This is a genomic window from Streptomyces sp. SS8 (assembly GCF_054072955.1).
The window spans coordinates 39,906-55,627 of record NZ_JBSVCZ010000017.1 but is presented as its reverse complement, the minus strand read 5'-3'; the positions used below and the strand labels follow the sequence as shown (position 1 = coordinate 55,627).

Annotated in this window: 18 protein-coding genes; 13 read left to right on the top strand and 5 right to left on the bottom strand. The window is 73.2% G+C overall.

Going from position 1 to position 15,722, the window contains the following annotated elements; all coding sequences use genetic code 11:
• Positions 1-13: 13 nt before the first annotated feature.
• Both ACW69E_RS17605 and ACW69E_RS17600 read right to left on the bottom strand, forming a co-directional pair.
• Positions 14-760 carry an alpha/beta hydrolase gene (locus ACW69E_RS17605; protein WP_457499197.1) on the bottom strand — a complete coding sequence of 249 codons (747 nt, stop codon included), beginning with the start codon at positions 758-760 and terminating at the stop codon, positions 14-16.
• Positions 761-845: 85 nt separating this feature from the next.
• Positions 846-1,343, bottom strand: coding sequence for a MarR family winged helix-turn-helix transcriptional regulator (locus ACW69E_RS17600; protein ID WP_457499196.1), 498 nt, complete (start codon positions 1,341-1,343; stop codon positions 846-848).
• Between the two features lie 86 nt (positions 1,344-1,429).
• On the opposite strand from ACW69E_RS17600, the gene ACW69E_RS17595 reads away from it, so the two are divergent.
• Together ACW69E_RS17595 and ACW69E_RS17590 are read left to right on the top strand one after the other, a co-directional pair.
• Positions 1,430-2,362 (top strand): EamA family transporter, encoded by a 933-nt coding sequence (locus ACW69E_RS17595; RefSeq protein WP_457499195.1) that lies wholly within the window; start codon positions 1,430-1,432, stop codon positions 2,360-2,362.
• Positions 2,363-2,367: 5 nt separating this feature from the next.
• Entirely contained in the window at positions 2,368-3,021 is a 654-nt protein-coding gene (locus tag ACW69E_RS17590; protein ID WP_457499194.1) for an NAD(P)-dependent oxidoreductase, read from the top strand.
• A 29-nt stretch (positions 3,022-3,050) separates the two neighbouring features.
• Here the strand turns inward: ACW69E_RS17590 and ACW69E_RS17585 are convergent, their stop codons facing one another.
• A complete protein-coding gene (locus ACW69E_RS17585; protein ID WP_457499193.1) occupies positions 3,051-3,830 on the bottom strand; it encodes a bifunctional ornithine acetyltransferase/N-acetylglutamate synthase in 780 nt (259 codons plus the stop codon).
• A gap of 183 nt (positions 3,831-4,013) precedes the next feature.
• Between ACW69E_RS17585 and ACW69E_RS17580 the strand changes: the two genes are divergently transcribed.
• Both ACW69E_RS17580 and ACW69E_RS17575 read left to right on the top strand, forming a co-directional pair.
• A complete protein-coding gene (locus tag ACW69E_RS17580) occupies positions 4,014-4,223 on the top strand; it encodes a type II toxin-antitoxin system VapB family antitoxin (RefSeq protein WP_457499253.1) in 210 nt (69 codons plus the stop codon).
• On the top strand, positions 4,220-4,639 hold the full coding sequence (locus ACW69E_RS17575; protein ID WP_457499192.1) for a PIN domain-containing protein: 420 nt from the start codon (positions 4,220-4,222) through the stop codon (positions 4,637-4,639). The genes ACW69E_RS17580 and ACW69E_RS17575 overlap by 4 nt, the downstream gene beginning before the upstream one ends.
• A 12-nt stretch (positions 4,640-4,651) precedes the next feature.
• Here ACW69E_RS17575 and ACW69E_RS17570 read toward each other — a convergent pair whose 3' ends face one another.
• Positions 4,652-5,179, bottom strand: a complete 528-nt coding sequence (locus tag ACW69E_RS17570; RefSeq protein WP_457499191.1) for a GNAT family N-acetyltransferase — start codon at positions 5,177-5,179, stop codon at positions 4,652-4,654.
• Between the two features lie 61 nt (positions 5,180-5,240).
• A complete protein-coding gene (locus ACW69E_RS17565; protein ID WP_457499190.1) occupies positions 5,241-5,417 on the bottom strand; it encodes a DUF397 domain-containing protein in 177 nt (58 codons plus the stop codon).
• 111 nt (positions 5,418-5,528) lie between these two features.
• On the opposite strand from ACW69E_RS17565, the gene ACW69E_RS17560 reads away from it, so the two are divergent.
• The 9 genes from ACW69E_RS17560 (at position 5,529) to ACW69E_RS17520 (ending at position 15,651) form a co-directional block, all read left to right on the top strand.
• On the top strand, positions 5,529-6,068 hold the full coding sequence (locus ACW69E_RS17560) for a PadR family transcriptional regulator (protein ID WP_457499189.1): 540 nt from the start codon (positions 5,529-5,531) through the stop codon (positions 6,066-6,068).
• Positions 6,065-6,775 (top strand): ABC transporter ATP-binding protein, encoded by a 711-nt coding sequence (locus tag ACW69E_RS17555; protein ID WP_457499188.1) that lies wholly within the window; start codon positions 6,065-6,067, stop codon positions 6,773-6,775. The genes ACW69E_RS17560 and ACW69E_RS17555 overlap by 4 nt, the downstream gene beginning before the upstream one ends.
• Positions 6,772-8,331 (top strand): hypothetical protein, encoded by a 1,560-nt coding sequence (locus ACW69E_RS17550; protein ID WP_457499187.1) that lies wholly within the window; start codon positions 6,772-6,774, stop codon positions 8,329-8,331. The genes ACW69E_RS17555 and ACW69E_RS17550 overlap by 4 nt, the downstream gene beginning before the upstream one ends.
• Before the next feature lie 105 nt (positions 8,332-8,436).
• Entirely contained in the window at positions 8,437-9,708 is a 1,272-nt protein-coding gene (gene dxr / locus ACW69E_RS17545; protein ID WP_457499186.1) for a 1-deoxy-D-xylulose-5-phosphate reductoisomerase, read from the top strand.
• Positions 9,705-11,009 (top strand): M50 family metallopeptidase, encoded by a 1,305-nt coding sequence (locus tag ACW69E_RS17540; RefSeq protein WP_457499185.1) that lies wholly within the window; start codon positions 9,705-9,707, stop codon positions 11,007-11,009. The genes dxr and ACW69E_RS17540 overlap by 4 nt, the downstream gene beginning before the upstream one ends.
• Positions 11,010-11,163: 154 nt before the next feature.
• Positions 11,164-12,318, top strand: coding sequence for a flavodoxin-dependent (E)-4-hydroxy-3-methylbut-2-enyl-diphosphate synthase (gene ispG, locus ACW69E_RS17535; protein WP_457499184.1), 1,155 nt, complete (start codon positions 11,164-11,166; stop codon positions 12,316-12,318).
• Between the two features lie 88 nt (positions 12,319-12,406).
• Positions 12,407-13,252 (top strand): GNAT family N-acetyltransferase, encoded by an 846-nt coding sequence (locus ACW69E_RS17530; RefSeq protein ID WP_457499183.1) that lies wholly within the window; start codon positions 12,407-12,409, stop codon positions 13,250-13,252.
• 74 nt (positions 13,253-13,326) lie between these two features.
• Positions 13,327-13,863: a GNAT family N-acetyltransferase gene (locus ACW69E_RS17525; protein WP_457499182.1), complete on the top strand. Its 537-nt coding sequence runs from the start codon at positions 13,327-13,329 to the stop codon at positions 13,861-13,863.
• Positions 13,864-13,929: 66 nt separating this feature from the next.
• Positions 13,930-15,651, top strand: coding sequence for a proline--tRNA ligase (locus ACW69E_RS17520; protein WP_457499181.1), 1,722 nt, complete (start codon positions 13,930-13,932; stop codon positions 15,649-15,651).
• The last annotated feature ends 71 nt before the right edge of the window (positions 15,652-15,722 follow it).

Sequence of the window (15,722 nt, the reverse complement as noted above, 5' to 3'; positions counted from 1 at the left end):
ACGCCGCGGGCGGCTACCCGGGTACGGGGAGACCCGCGGCGCGGGCCAGGGCGCGGGCCGCGGTGCGGCCGGCCGCCAGAGCGCCCGTGCCGCAGGCCGGGACGCAGCGCTGCCGCGCGGGGTCGTACTCGGTCATCACCGCGCCCGCGTGGTCGGCGTCGGTCTCGGTGAGGGTGACCGGCCATCCCCACCGGTCGAGTACGGGCACGAAGTCCCGCGAGTGGTGGGCGGGGGCGATGTCGTCGGCGGTGCCGTGCACCAGATGGACGGGCACGGGTCCGGCGGATGTCGTGGCCAGCGCGTCACTCAGGTTGCCCAGCCCCATCTCCGGGCGCTCCCAGAGGTACCTGCCCGCGATCCCGGCGGCCGCCGCGGGCCGCCATCCGCCCATCAGGCCGGGCCGGACCGCGACACTCACCGCGGCGTACGCGCCCAGCGACCAGCCGGCCAGCACGATCCGGCCGACGTCGCCGCCGAAATCGCCCGCCCGCTCCCGAGCGAAACGCACCGACGCCCGCAGATGTCCCCAGCCGCCGTCGGGCGCGTCGGGGCGCCAGTCGGGCACCACGACCACCAGCCCCAGCGAGGCGGCCTGACGGGCGAGCGGCGCGAGTACGTCCCGCTCGTCCGGCCCCCTGCCGTGCCAGAGGAGGACGGTGGGCACGGCGGCCGGGCCGTTGGCGGGCCGGTGGACGTCCAGTGACCGGCCGCCGGGTTCGTAGACGATGCCTTGCTCGGTGCTGACCGCGATCTCGTTCACGCCCGGTCGAACGACTCGGCGCGGGCGAAGGTGCCGCGCGCCCGGTGGGCAGGGCTGCTTCCGCCGGCCCGCGGGCGCACCCGGCTCAGTCCACCCGGTCCCCGAGGGACTCCAGCAACTCGCGCAGCAGAGCTGCGAGTTCGTCTTGCCGGGCGTTGGTGAGCCCGGCCAGGACGCGGTGCTCGGTGGCGAGGTGGTCGGGCAGCACCCGGTCGATCAGGGCGCGTCCCTCTTCGGTGAGGGTGACGTGCACCGCGCGGCCGTCGGTCTCGCTGGGGGAGCGCGCCACCAGGCCGCGCGCCTCCAGCCGGTCCAGGCGCTGGGTGATGGCCCCGGAGGTGACCATGGCCGAGCGCATCAGCTCGGCCGGGTTCAGCCGGTACGGCGGCCCGCTGCGGCGCATGGTCGCCAGGACGTCGAAGGACGCGTGGTCCAGGCCGTGGGCGGCGAACGTGCGGCGCAGTTCGGCGTCGATCAGCCGGGAGAGGCGGCCCAGCCTCCCGATCACTCCCATCGGGGAGGCGTCCAGGTCGGGGCGCTCACGGGCCCACTGCTCCAGTACTCGGTCGACGTGATCGGCCATGGCCTTAACCCTACTCGGTGTCTTAGCGGTGAGAAATGCGTCACCCACCATGGCCAGGTTGCTTAGTGCTGAGGTATTTTCATTTAGTGCTAAGCAACCGAGTCGGAATTCTGCTGGTCACCGCCCTGGCCCCGGCCATCTGGGGCACCACCTACCTCGTCACCACCGAACTGCTGCCGCCCGACCGTCCGCTGTTGGCCGCCGTCCTGCGCGCCCTGCCCGCCGGGCTCCTCCTCCTCGCACTCACCCGTCGTCTGCCCACCGGGCGGTGGTGGTGGCGCGCGGCCGTGCTCGGCACCCTCAACATCGGGGTGTTCCTCGCGCTGCTGTTCGTCGCGGCCTACCGGCTCCCCGGTGGCGTCGCGGCCACCGCCGGAGCGATCCAGCCCCTGATCGCGGCGGGGCTGTCGGCCGCCGTGCTGGGCGAGCGGTTCACCGTCCGCACCGCGCTCGCCGGAGTGGCGGGCGTGGCCGGGGTCGGCCTGCTCGTCCTGCGGGCCGACGCACGGCTGGACGCGGTCGGCGTCGCCGCCGCGCTCGGCGGCGCGGCCGTCATGGCCACCGGCGTCGTCCTCAGCAAGCGGTGGACCACGCCCGCGCCCCTGCTCGCCGTCACCGGCTGGCAGCTCGTCGCGGGCGGACTGCTGCTGCTCCCCGTCGCCCTGGCCGCCGAGGGGCCACCGCCCGCCGGGCTGGCCGCAGGCAACCTGCTCGGCTACGGCTACCTGTCGGTCGTCGGCGCGGCGCTCGCCTACGCCCTGTGGTTCAGGGGGATCCGCGCCCTGTCACCCACCGCCGTCACCTTCCTCGGCCTGCTCAGCCCACTGGTCGCCACCGCGCTCGGATGGCTGGTGCTCGGCCAGCACCTGACCTGGGCGCAGACGGCGGGCGCGCTCATCGTCCTGGCCGCCCTCGTCGCGGCCCAGACCCGGCCCCGTTCCGCGACCGGCACGCCCGCCGTGCCCGCCGTGCCCGCCGTGCCCGCCGAAGTCAAGAACCCGGAACCCCAAAGGAGTTGAAAGCCATGAAGACCATGGACATCACCGTCTTCGGAGCCACCGGCAGCGTGGGCGGCCAGGTGGTGGCCGAGGCGCTGGCCCGGGGCCACCGGGTCACCGCCGTCGTCCGCGACGCGGCCCGCCTGTCCGAACTGCCCGCCGCCGCCCTGGGCCGCACCGGCGACGCCCGCAGCGCCGAGGACGTGGCCGGACTGAGCGCCGGTCAGGACGTGCTGGTCGGCGCCACCCGCCCGGCACCCGGCCGTGAGCGCGAACTCGCCGCCACCACCCGGATCCTGCTGGCGGGCGCGGCCGGGGCAGGCGCCCGGTTACTGCTCGTCGGCGGCGCCGGAAGCCTGACCGTGCCCGGCACCGGCGGCCGCACCGTCCTCGACGACCCGCGGTACCTCCACCCCGACTGGCGGGCCGTCGCCGAGGCCGGCGCCGAGCAACTGGCGCTCTGCCGCGCCGACACCTCCGCAGCGGACTGGGCGTACCTCAGCCCGCCCGCCCGGCTGGAGCCGGGGGAGCGTACCGGCCGCTACCGGCTGGGCGCCGACGAACTCATCGCCGACGCCGAGGGCGTCTCCCGTATCACGGTTGCCGACCTGGCGGTGGCCCTGCTGGACGAGGTAGAGAGACCCCGGCACCACCGCGGGCGGTTCACGGTGGCGTACTGACGCGGGAAGCGGTGTGTGCCCGGGGCCGGTCAGGTCGTGCAGTCCGCGTTGACGCGGATGTAGCCGGCGGACAGGTCGCAGCCGTAGACCGTGGCCTCGGCCTCCCCGAGGCCGAGCGTGATGAGGATGTCGGCCTCGTCCCGGCGCGTGGTCTCGGAGAGCCTGCCGAGGGTGCCGGCCCCGGCCTCCTCGGGGTGCACCTCGATGTCGCCGAATCTCACGGTGACGCTGCCCGGCGTGATGTCGGTGTCGCCGGTGTTCTTGCCGACGGCCATCAGCACCCGGCCCCAGTTGGGGTCGGCGCCGTGGACGGCGGTCTTCGGGCGGGTGTCGGTGGTCATCATCGCGCGGGCCACGTCCAGCGGTCCGGCGGTGAACGCCGCGAGGCCGTCGCGGGCGGCCTCGTCGAAGTGCGCGCGGACGGCGTCCATCGGCAGTGGTCGTCCGATGACTCCGGTGGAGCCGATGAGCACCTCGTCCGCCGGGACGCCCAGGATCTGGGCGACGCGCCGGGCGATCTCGGCGGCGTTCTCCTCGCCCCGGCGCCCGGTGGCGACGTTCGCGTTCTGCGCCAGTGTCGTCACGGCGCGCAGGTTCCGCTCCTCGGCGTGCGTACGGCTGAGGACCACGGCCGGATCCGCGAAGAGGCTCTGGGTGAACATCGCGGCACTGGTGGCCGGCCGGTCCGACACGACGATCGAGATGTCGTCACCGTGCTCGCGCAGCCCGCCGTGCCCCGAGTAGGCCCGGAAGCCGGTCGGCCACGTCGCGGGGGCGGCGCCCCGGTCCTGTGCATTGTCATGTGTCATGGCGCATGTGTTTACGCCCCGGGTGTGGGCTGTCCAGTCATATGTCCGGGCGCCCGTCCGGGATCGGCCCGGTCCGCCCGTGGTCGGGAAGCTGTCGATTCCCGGGCGAGGATCGAAGTGGTGGCTTGTGGCCGGACCGGAGATATACTTGACTGTCAGGTGGATATATTCGGAGGTGTGGTTGTGGCCAAGACGCTGATCGACATCGATGAGAAGCTGCTCGCCGACGCCGCGATCGCCTTCGGTACCAAGACCAAGAAGGACACGGTCACGGCCGCCCTGCGCGAAGGCGTGGAGCGCAAGCGCCGTGCCGTAGCACTCGCCCGGCTCGCGGCGAAGGCGGAGGCCGGAGCGTTCGACGAACTCCTGGAGAAGAAGAACTACCGACCGTGACCGCCGCCGTCTACCTGATCGACACCAGCGCCCTGGTGCGCATCCTCCGGCAGCCCGCGCGTGACACCTGGGAGAAGCCCCTGACCGAGGGGATCATCGCGCGCTGCCCGGTGACCGAGGTCGAGTTCCTGTACAGCGCCCGGAACGCCGAGGACCGCGCCGAGCTGGTGGCGGATCTCGACGCGATCTTCGGCTGGAGCCCTCTGGATGACCGGGCTGTGTCTCGCGCCTGGGATGTCCAGAGGGAGCTGACGAAGGTCGGCCGGCACCGTTCGGCCGGAGCCGTGGACCTCCTGATCGCCGCCACGGCCGAACTCCAGGGGCTGACCCTGCTCCACTACGACCGCGACTTCGAGACCATCGCCGGGGTCACCGGTCAGCCCACCCAGTGGCTGGCTCCGCCGGGATCGCTCTGATCCCGTCTTTGCTCACACCCGGCTGAAGGGCTCGGCGTAGGCGAAGGTGCCGCGCAGGGCGGGGGCGTCGGGGTCGTACGTGGCGAAGGTGCGGACCTGGAAGTACTCGCCCCAGGCCGGGTCGGGCGGGGCGATGCCGTACTCGGTGGAGGCGCGGAAGCCGAAGCGGCGGTAGTGGGCGGGCTCGCCGAGCAGGGCCACCAGCGGTTCGCCGAGGGCGTCGGCGGCGCCCAGTGCGGTGTGCATCAGTGCCGAGCCGGTGCCGCGTCCCTGGTGATCGGGGTGGACGCTGATGGGGCCGAGCCCCAGGGCGGGCGCGGCGCCGATGCGACCCCGGGTGCACACCACATGGCCGACGACCTCGCCGCCGGGGCCCTCGGCCACCAGCGACAGCGCGGGCAACCACGCCTCGCAGCCGCGCAGTTCGTCCAGCAGGGTGACCTCCACCGGGACGGGCGTCTGCGACCGGGCGGCGAAGGCCGCACCGGTCACGGCGCGTACGGCGGAGACGTCGGCGGGGCTCTCGCGTCGGATCAGCACCAGGGCAGTCTGCGCCGCCACCCTGGGCGCGGGCAACGGGATTACGCCCGGCGGCGGGTGATCAATTCTTCGCGCGCATCCGCTCCAGGAAGGCCGCCCACGGCGCCGCGCCGAAGGCGAGCGCCGGCCCGGCGGGGTCCTTGGAGCCCCGCACGGCCGTCCGCCCGCCGGGCAGGGCGGCCGTCTCCACGCAGTTGGTGTTGCCGCTGCGCGGCGAGACCGCCCCGGCGGCGCTCACCGTGCTGTCCGCCTCCGGCGCCGCCTGGCTGCTCGTCTCCGCGTGAGCGTCAACAAGCCTCAGCAGGGCGCGACTTGACGGCAACTATTCTCTCAGGGAATAGTCGCCGTCATGTCGACCGCAGCCCATGTACTGCTCGCCCTGCTGGCCGCCGGGCCGCAGCACGGCTACGACCTGAAGAAGGCGCACGACCAGCGCTTCCCCAAGGCCAAGCCGATCGCCTTCGGCCAGGTCTACGGCACGCTCGGCAGGCTGGAACGCGACGGCCTGGTGGAGAAGCGCGGGCAGAGCCGCGAAGGCGGGCCGGACCGCACCGAGTTCGCCCTCACCGACGCCGGACGCGAGAAGCTGCGCGCCTGGCTGGAGGAGATCGAGACCCCGGCCCCGTACGTCACCAGCACACTGCTGGCCAAGGTCGTCGTCGCCCTGCTGGTCAGCGGCGTCGAACAGGCCCGCGGATACCTCGCCGAACAGCGCCGGGCGCACACCACGCGGCTGCGCGAGCTGACCGCCGTCAAGACCGACCCCGAGTCCTCGCTCGGCGACGTGATCGCCGCGGACTTCGCCATCGCCCATCTCGACGCCGACCTGCGCTGGTTGCACACCACGTTGGACCGCGTCGCCGATCTGCACCGGGAGGTGCACCCATGACGCTCCTGCAAGCACGCGGGATCGTGAAGTCCTACGGGGCCACGCCCGCGCTCCGCGGCGTCACCGTGGAACTGGCCGAGGGCGAGATCCTCGCCGTCACCGGACCCAGCGGCTGCGGCAAGTCCACCCTGCTGCACTGCCTGGCCGGAATCCTGCGCCCCGACGCGGGCGAGGTGCTGTACGGGGGGCAGCGCCTCGACACCCGCTCGGAGGCCGACCGTTCCCGGATGCGGCGCACCGACTTCGGGGTGCTGTTCCAGTTCGGGCAGCTCGTCGCCGAACTGACGGCGGCCGAGAACGTCGCCCTGCCGCTGCTGCTGGCCGGCAGGGGACGGCGCGAGGCGCGTACCGCCGCGCTGAACTGGCTCGAGCGGCTGGAGGTGGCCGACGTTGCCGACTCCCGGCCCGGCGAGATGTCCGGCGGCCAGCAGCAGCGGTGCGCCGCCGCGCGGGCGCTGGTCACCGAGCCGAAGGTGCTCTTCGCCGACGAGCCCACCGGCGCGCTGGACGCGCTGGCCGGGGAGCGCCTGCTCGGGCACCTGACGCGGGTCGCCCAGGATCAGCGCACCAGCGTCGTGCTCGTCACCCACGAGGCATCGGTGGCCGCCTACGCCGACCGCGAGATCGTCCTGCGGGACGGAACGCCGGACCCGACCGGGCTCGGCATCGACGGCGGAGTCGACATGTCGATCGGCGGTCGCCGGTGAAGCCCAGCGCACTGCTCAGGCTGGCCCTCGCCGGGACGCGTACCGACACCCTGCGGGTGGTGCTCACCGCCGTCAGCGCGATGCTCGCAGCCCTGGCGCTCCTCGCCGCGCTGACGGTGCAGGCCATCCCCGACCCCGTACCGCCGCTGGACGCGGGCGTGCCCCTCAACGACCAGTACGCCAACGCACTGCTGAGGGAACCGGGGCTGCGCCCCGGCGTGATCGCCGCCCTGCTGCTGCTCACCATCCCCGTACTGGCCCTGGCCGGGCAGTGCGCCCGGCTGGGCGCGCCCTCCCGCGACCGGCGACTCGCCGCGATCCGGCTGGCCGGCGGCACTCCGCGGCAGACGATGGCCGTCGCCGCCGCCGAGACGGGGGTGGCGAGTCTGCTGGGCACCTGCGCCGGACTCGTGGTCCACCTGATCGGGCGCGAGGTGCTGCACAGGCCGGACGCCGAGGGCAGGATCCCGCTGCCCACCGACGTACTGCCGTCCGCACCCGCCCTGGCCGCCGCCGTACTCGGACTGCCGCTGCTGGCGGCGCTCGCCGCCGCGGTGATGCTGCGCCGAGTGGTGGTCACCCCGCTCGGAGTCGTCCGGCAGGCGAGGCGGAAGAGGTCGCCGAGACCGTGGCCCGCCGTCCTGATCGTCCTCGGCGTGGGCGCGTCCCTCACCCTCGAAGCGATCCGGAAGAGCTACGAGGACTCCGGCGATCCGGCCTTCCTCTCCCCGCTGCCGTTCCTGCTGCTCTTCGGAGGCGGACTGGCGGCCGCCCTCGGCGTGGTACTCGGCACCGGCTGGCTCTCCCACGCCACCGGCCGGGTGCTGCACCGCTTCGCCCGCCGCCCGGCCCCGCTGCTGGCCGCCCGCCGGCTGATGGCCGACCCCTGGCACGGCAGCCGCACCCTCGCCGCCCTCCTGGTGGCCGTGGTCTTCGGCGCGGGAGCACTGGCCGTACGCGCCTTCTTCGCCACCATGCTGGAGGCACGGCAGGAGGTGCAGCGCTTCTACGACGAGGCGGCCGGACGGGAGACGACGGACGGGTACGGCACGGACACCTTCTACCTCGATGCCATGGACGTGGTGGACACGGCCGTCGCCGTGGGGCTGGTGATCGCGGCAGCCGGGCTGCTGGTCACCGTCGCCGAGGCCGTCGTCGCCCGCCGCCGCGCCCACGCGGCCCTGGCCGCCGCGGGCGTGCCCCGCTCCGTGCTGGGCCGGGCGCTGGTGTGGCAGACGTTCGCGCCCCTGGTCCCGGCCGTGGCGCTGGCGATGGCCGTGGGCACCCTGATGGGCCGGGGATACTTCGGCGCGGAGGCGCGGGAGGGCGGCGGCCAGGCGCAGACCTGTGACGCGGCCCCGGCCCTGTGCGAGGAGAACTTCGAGAAGTACAGCCACCTGATCGAGGTCCCCGACATCGTGCGCGCCGTCCCCGTGCCCTTCGGCGACCTCGCTCTCCACGGGCTGGGGGTGCTGGCCCTCGTCGCCGCCGCCACCGGCCTCGGGCTGCTGTTCCTGCGCTCGGGCGCCTCGGTGGAGGAACTGCGCACCGGCTGACGGCCGGGCCCCGCGCCACCCGGCCGGTGCCCGGCCGGGTGGCGGCCAGGTGGCGCGGCGCGACGCGGTGTCCGGGCCGTCTCGCGGACCGGACACAATAGGGGGATGACCGACAGTCCCGCTCCCCTCGCAGACCCGCATCTGCGCCACCCGGCCGACGCCTCCGCCGGGGACGGCCCGCGCGACATCGTGATCCTGGGTTCCACCGGATCGATCGGCACCCAGGCCGTCGACGTGGTGCTGGCCAACCCCGACCGTTTCCGGGTGACCGCGCTGTCCGCCGCGGGCGGCCGGGTGGAGCTGCTGGCGGAGCAGGCCCACCGGCTGAAGGTCCGCACCGTCGCGGTCTCCGACCCGGGCAGGGCCGGCGAACTGCGCGAGGCGCTGCGCGCCCGCCACGGCTCGGCCGAGCCCCTGCCCGAGGTGCTGGCCGGGCCGGACGCGGCCACCGAACTGGCCGCCTCCGAGTGCCACACCGTCCTCAACGGCATCACCGGCTCCATCGGCCTGCGCCCCACCCTGGCCGCCCTGGAAGCGGGCCGCACCCTGGCCCTGGCCAACAAGGAGTCCCTGATCGTCGGCGGCCCGCTGGTGAGGGCGCTGGCCGAGCCGGGGCAGATCATCCCCGTCGACTCCGAGCACTCCGCGCTGTTCCAGGCGCTGATGAGCGGCACCCGCGCCGAGGTCCGCAAGCTGCTGGTGACCGCTTCCGGCGGCCCCTTCCGGGGCCGCACCCGCGAGGAGCTGGAGCACGTCACGCCCGAGGACGCCCTGGCCCACCCCACCTGGGCGATGGGCCCGGTGATCACCGTCAACTCCGCGACCCTGGTCAACAAGGGCCTGGAGGTCATCGAGGCGCACCTGCTGTACGACATCCCCTTCGACCGCATCGAGGTGGTCGTCCACCCGCAGTCCTACATCCACTCGATGGTGGAGTTCGCGGACGGCTCCACCGTGGCCCAGTGCGGCCCGCCCGACATGCGGCTGCCCATCGCGCTCGGCATCGGCTGGCCGCACCGGGTACCCGACGCCGGCCCCGTCTTCGACTGGTCCAAGGCGATGAGCTGGGAGTTCTTCCCGCTGGACGAGAAGGCCTTCCCGTCCGTGGCGCTGGCCTGCCACGTCGGGGCCCTGGGCGGCACCGCGCCGGCGGTGTTCAACGCCGCCAACGAGGAGTGCGTCGAGGCGTTCCTGTCCGGCGGGCTGCCGTTCAACGGCATAGTGGATACCGTCGCCGCGGTGGTCGAGGAGCACGGCACCCCCAGGGGAGGCGATCTGACCCTGGACGAGGTGCTCGACGCCGAGACCTGGGCGCGCGCCCGCGCCCGCGAACTGGCGGCACACACGACACGACCGACAGCGGAGGCACGCGCATGACGACGGTGATGACCATCCTCGGCATAGTCGTCTTCGTCGTCGGCCTGCTGTTCTCCATCGCCTGGCACGAACTGGGCCACCTGTCCACGGCCAAGATGTTCGGCGTCCGCGTGCCGCAGTACATGGTCGGCTTCGGCCCCACCCTGTGGTCGCGGAAGAGAGGCGAGACCGAGTACGGCATCAAGGCGATCCCGCTGGGCGGCTACATCCGCATGATCGGCATGTTCCCGCCCGGTGACGACGGCGCCGTCCGGCAGCGCTCCACCTCCCCCTTCCGGGGGATGATCGAGGACGCCCGCGCGGCGGCCTACGAGGAGCTCCAGCCGGGCGACGAGAAGCGGATGTTCTACACGCGCAAGCCCTGGAAGCGCGTGATCGTGATGTTCGCCGGCCCGTTCATGAACCTGGTGCTGGCCGTGGCGATCTTCCTCGGCACGCTCATGACCTTCGGGATCAACACCACGACCACCACCGTCTCCTCCGTCTCCGAGTGCGTGGTCAGGGTCTCCGAGCGCACCGACACCTGCCCGAAGGGCGCCCCCGACTCCCCGGCCAAGGCCGCCGGCCTGAAGCCCGGCGACACCATCGTCGCCTTCAACGGGGCCGAGGTCACCGAGTGGGGCGACCTCCAGCAGCGCATCCGCGACACCATCGGGCCGGCCACCATCACCGTCGAGCGCGACGGCGAGCGCGAGGTCCTCCAGGCGAACCTGGTGAGGAACCAGGTCGCCAAGTCCGACGGGCGCGGCGGCTACGTCGAGGGCGAGTACGTCACCACCGGCTTCCTCGGCTTCTCCCCGGCCACCGGTGTGGTCGAGCAGTCCTTCCCGCAGGCCGTCGACCGCATGGGCGACATGATGGTCGCCGGCGCCGAGGCGCTGACCCGCCTGCCGGAGAAGATCCCCGGGCTGTGGAACGCGGCCTTCGCCGGCGCCGAGCGCGAACAGGACTCCCCGATGGGCGTGGTCGGCGCGGCCCGCGTCAGCGGGGAGATCTTCGCCCTGGAGATCCCGGCGGAGCAGCGGGTGGCGATCACCCTCCTCACCCTCGCCCTGTTCAACCTCTCGCTGTTCCTGTTCAACATGCTGCCGCTGCTGCCGCTGGACGGCGGCCACATCGCGGGAGCCCTGTGGGAGTCGCTGCGCCGGGGCCTGGCCAGGATGCTGCGCCGTCCCGACCCCGGCCCGTTCGACGTGGCGAGGATGATGCCGGTGGCGTACGTGGTGGCGGGCGTCTTCGTCTGCTTCACGCTGCTGGTGCTCATCGCGGACGTGGTCAACCCCGTACGCCTGACCGGCTGACGCGGCGGTGCGGGGCCGCGGGCGCGCGCCCGCGGCCCCGCACCGCGTACGGCGGACCACGGTGTGCCCCGGGTACCGGGCGTACCGTAATCTCGGAGGCCGGAGCCCGCCGCCGAACGGGGCACTGGACCACAGCTTGGGGTTGCACACCACAATGACAGCCATTTCGCTCGGAATGCCGTCCGTACCGACCAAACTGGCCGACAGACGGGCCAGCCGGAAGATCCAGGTCGGCTCGGTGGCCGTCGGAGGCGACGCCCCGGTCTCCGTGCAGTCGATGACCACCACCGTCACCGCCGACATCGGCGCCACGCTCCAGCAGATCGCCGAGCTGACCGCGTCCGGGTGCGAGATCGTCCGCGTGGCCTGCCCGTCCCAGGACGACGCCGAGGCGCTGCCGGTCATCGCCAGGAAGTCCCAGATCCCGGTGATCGCGGACATCCACTTCCAGCCCAAGTACGTCTTCGCCGCCATCGACGCCGGCTGCGCGGCCGTGCGCGTCAACCCGGGCAACATCCGGCAGTTCGACGACAAGGTCAAGGAGATCGCCAAGGCCGCCTCCGACGCCGGCGTCCCCATCCGCATCGGCGTCAACGCCGGCTCCCTGGACAAGCGGCTGCTGGCCAAGTACGGCAAGGCCACCCCCGAGGCGCTGGTGGAGTCCGCGCTGTGGGAGTGCTCGCTGTTCGAGGAGCACGGCTTCCGCGACATCAAGATCTCGGTCAAGCACAACGACCCGGTCGTGATGGTCAACGCCTACCGGCAGCTCGCCGCCCAGTGCGACTACCCCCTCCACCTGGGCGTCACCGAGGCCGGCCCGGCCTTCCAGGGCACCATCAAGTCGGCCGTCGCCTTCGGCGCCCTGCTGAGCGAGGGCATCGGCGACACCATCCGCGTCTCGCTGTCCGCGCCGCCGGTGGAGGAGATCAAGGTCGGCATCCAGATCCTGGAGTCCCTCGGCCTGCGCCAGCGCCGGCTGGAGATCGTCTCCTGCCCCTCCTGCGGCCGTGCCCAGGTGGACGTCTACAAGCTCGCCGACGAGGTCACCGCCGGGCTGGCGGGCATGGAGGTCCCGCTGCGGGTGGCCGTCATGGGCTGCGTCGTCAACGGGCCCGGCGAGGCCCGCGAGGCCGACCTCGGGGTCGCCTCCGGCAACGGCAAGGGCCAGATCTTCGTCAAGGGCGAGGTCATCAAGACCGTCCCCGAGTCGAAGATCGTCGAGACCCTCATCGACGAGGCCATGAAGATCGCCGAGCAGATGGAGAAGGACGGCGTGATCTCCGGCGAGCCGGAGGTCTCCGTCAGCTGACCGACCGACCGGGGCCGCCCGCCACGGCCCGGGGGTAAAGTCGGGAGACACTCCCCCGCCACCACGGCCGCACGGTGAGGCATCCCACGTGTTGACGACCACCACCACCCGTGTCGTCGAGCCCCACGAGCTCGACGACGCCCTCGCGGTACTCGACCGCGAGCCGGTCAACAACGCCTTCGTCGCCGCCCGCGTCCGGGTCGCCGGCCTGGACCCGTGGCGGCTGGGCGGCGAGATGTGGGGCTGGTACCACCGCGGGCGGCTGGAGTCCCTGTGCTACGCGGGCGCCAACCTCGTCCCCGTGTGCGCGGGGCGGGAGGCGGTGCGCGCCTTCGCCGAGCGGGCGCGCCGCCAGGGGCGGCGCTGCTCGTCGGTCGTCGGTCCGGCCGGGCCCACCGCCGCCCTGTGGGCCCGGCTGGAGCCGCACTGGGGGCCGGCCCGCGAGGTCCGCCGCCACCAGCCGCTGATGGTCGCCGACCGCATGCCCTCGGGGATACGGCCCGACCCGTACGTGCGGCGCGTCCGCAAGGACGAGATGGACGTGCTGATGCCCGCCTGCGTGGCGATGTTCACCGAGGAGGTCGGCGTCTCGCCGATGACCGGGGACGGCGGGCTGATCTACCAGGCCCGGGTCGCCGAACTGGTCGGCGCCGGCCGCTCCTTCGCCCGCATCGAGGACGGCCGGGTGGTCTTCAAGGCCGAGATCGGCGCCGTCACACCGCGGGCGTGCCAGATCCAGGGCGTGTGGGTCGCGCCCGAACACCGCGGCCGGGGCCTGTCCGTGGCCGGCATGGCGGCGGTGCTGCGCTACGCGCTGACCGAGGTCTCCCCGGTCGTCAGCCTCTACGTCAACGACTACAACTCCGCCGCCCGCGCTGCCTACCGCCGGGTCGGCTTCCGCGAGGTCGGGGAGTTCATGAGCGTGCTGTTCTGAACGCTCCCGGACGGGCCGGTGCCCGCGCGGGTGTCCGCTGGATCCACCCGGCCCCTCCAGTAGGGTCGGTCACCATGGAAGACGCCCAGGTCGGTCCCCTGGACCTCGCAGCCCGCGTGGACGAGGCACTCGCCGTACAGGCCGTCGCCTTCGGACTGACAGACGACGAGGTGGAGGTGCGCCGCCACATCGTGCTGCGGCACGCCGCCGCCCCCGGAGTCCGGGCGCTGGGCGCCACCACGCCGCGAGGGCGGCTGGTCGGCTTCGTCTACGGCATGCCCAACGACCGTACGCAGTGGTGGTCCACGGTCGTCGAGCCGTACCTGCGGCGCAACGGGAACGCCGGATGGCTGGACGACGCCTTCGTCATCACCGAGCTGCACGTCCACCCGGCGTACCAGAAGCACGGCCTCGGCCGGGAGCTGATCACCACGATCACCGACGCCGCCGCCGAACCGCGCTCCATCCTCTCCGCGATCGACACCGAGAGCCCGGCCCGTGCCCTCTACCGCTCGCTGGGCTACCGCGACCTGGCCCGCCGCGTGCTGTTCCCCAGTGCGGGGAGTCCGTACGCGGTGATGGGTGCGCCGCTGCCGCTGCGGCGCCGGTAGTCTCCTGGGCGGGCCGCATCACCGTCGCGGCCCCGGAAACCGACCCACCGCACGCAGGAGAAACCCATGGCAGCCCGTGTCCAGCGCATGTCCCGGCTCATGCTGAAGACGCTGCGCGAGGACCCGGCCGACGCCGAGACCATCAGCCACAGGCTCCTGGTCCGCGCCGGCTACGTACGCCGCACCGCCGCCGGGATCTGGACCTGGCTGCCGCTGGGCAAGCAGGTCCTGGAGAACGTCACCCGGATCGTGCGCGAGGAGATGGACGCCATCGGCGCCCAGGAAGTGCTGCTCCCGGCCCTGCTGCCGAAGGAGCCCTACGAGATCTCGGGCCGCTGGGAGGAGTACGGCGACCTGCTGTTCCGCCTCAAGGACCGCAAGGGCGCCGACTACCTCCTCGGGCCCACCCACGAGGAGATCTTCACCCAGGTCGTCAAGGACCAGTGCACGTCCTACAAGGACCTGCCGGTGATGGTCTACCAGATCCAGACCAAGTACCGCGACGAGGCCCGCCCGCGCTCGGGCGTCCTGCGCGGCCGGGAGTTCCTGATGAAGGACTCCTACTCCTTCGACACCACCGACGAGGAGTTGGCGGAGTCCTACCGGCTGCACCGCGAGGCGTATGTGCGGATCTTCACCCGGCTCGGCCTGGACCACCGGGTCGTCTCCGCCGTCTCGGGCGCGATGGGCGGCTCGGCCTCCGAGGAGTTCCTCGCCCCGGCCGCCGCCGGCGAGGACACCTTCGCCGACTGCCCGGCCTGCGGCTACGCGGCCAACACCGAGGCCGTCACCTTCCCGCTGAAGCCGGCCGACCCCATGGGCCACCCGCCCATCGAGGAGCTGGACACCCCCGACACCCCCACCATCGAGACCCTCGCCGACCACCTGGGCGTGCCCGCCTCCGCCACCCTGAAGAACCTGCTGGTCAAGGTGGACGGGGAGATCTGGGCCGTGGGCGTGCCCGGCGACCGCGAGGTGGACCTCGGCAAGCTCACCGAGCACCTGGCGCCCGCCACCGTGGAACTGGTCACCGCCGAGGACTTCACCGGCCGCCCAGCCCTGGTGCGCGGCTACGTCGGCCCGCAGGGGCTGGCCGGTACGGCCTTCCGCTACGTCGCCGACCCGCGTGTTGCCCCCGGCACCTCCTGGATCACCGGGGCCAACAAGCCCGACACCCACGCCCGCAACGTGGTGTGCGGCCGCGACTTCGAGGTCGACGAGTACCTGGACGTGGTCACCGTCGAGGACGGCGACCCCTGCCCGTCCTGCGGGGAGGGGCTGAAGCTGGACCGGGCCATCGAGATCGGCCACATCTTCCAGCTCGGCCGCAAGTACGCCGACGCCTTCTCCCTGGACGTGCTCGGCCGCGAGGGCAAGCCCGTCCGGGTCACCATGGGCTCCTACGGCATCGGCGTCTCCCGCGCGGTGGCCGCGCTCGCCGAGCAGACGGCCGACGGCCAGGGCCTGTGCTGGCCGCGCGAGGTCGCTCCGGCAGACGTCCACGTCGTCGCCGCCGGCAAGGGCGCCCAGATCGAGATGGCCCTGGAGCTGGCCGGGAGGCTGGCCTCGGCCGGGGTGCGCGTCCTGGTGGACGACCGTACGGGCGTCTCGCCCGGTGTGAAGTTCACCGACGCGGAGCTGATCGGCGTGCCCGAGATCCTGGTGGTGGGCCGGGGCGCGGCCAAGGGCCTGGTGGAGCTGAAGGACCGGCGCACCGGCGAGCGCGAGGAGGTGCCGGTGGACGAGGCGGTGGAGCGGCTGATGCGCCCGGCCGGCGCCTCCGCCTGAGCCGTCGCGGCGGGGCTTCCGTGACGGGCCCCGCCGCGGTTTTCACCGTGCCTTCCGCCGCGGGCCCCGGA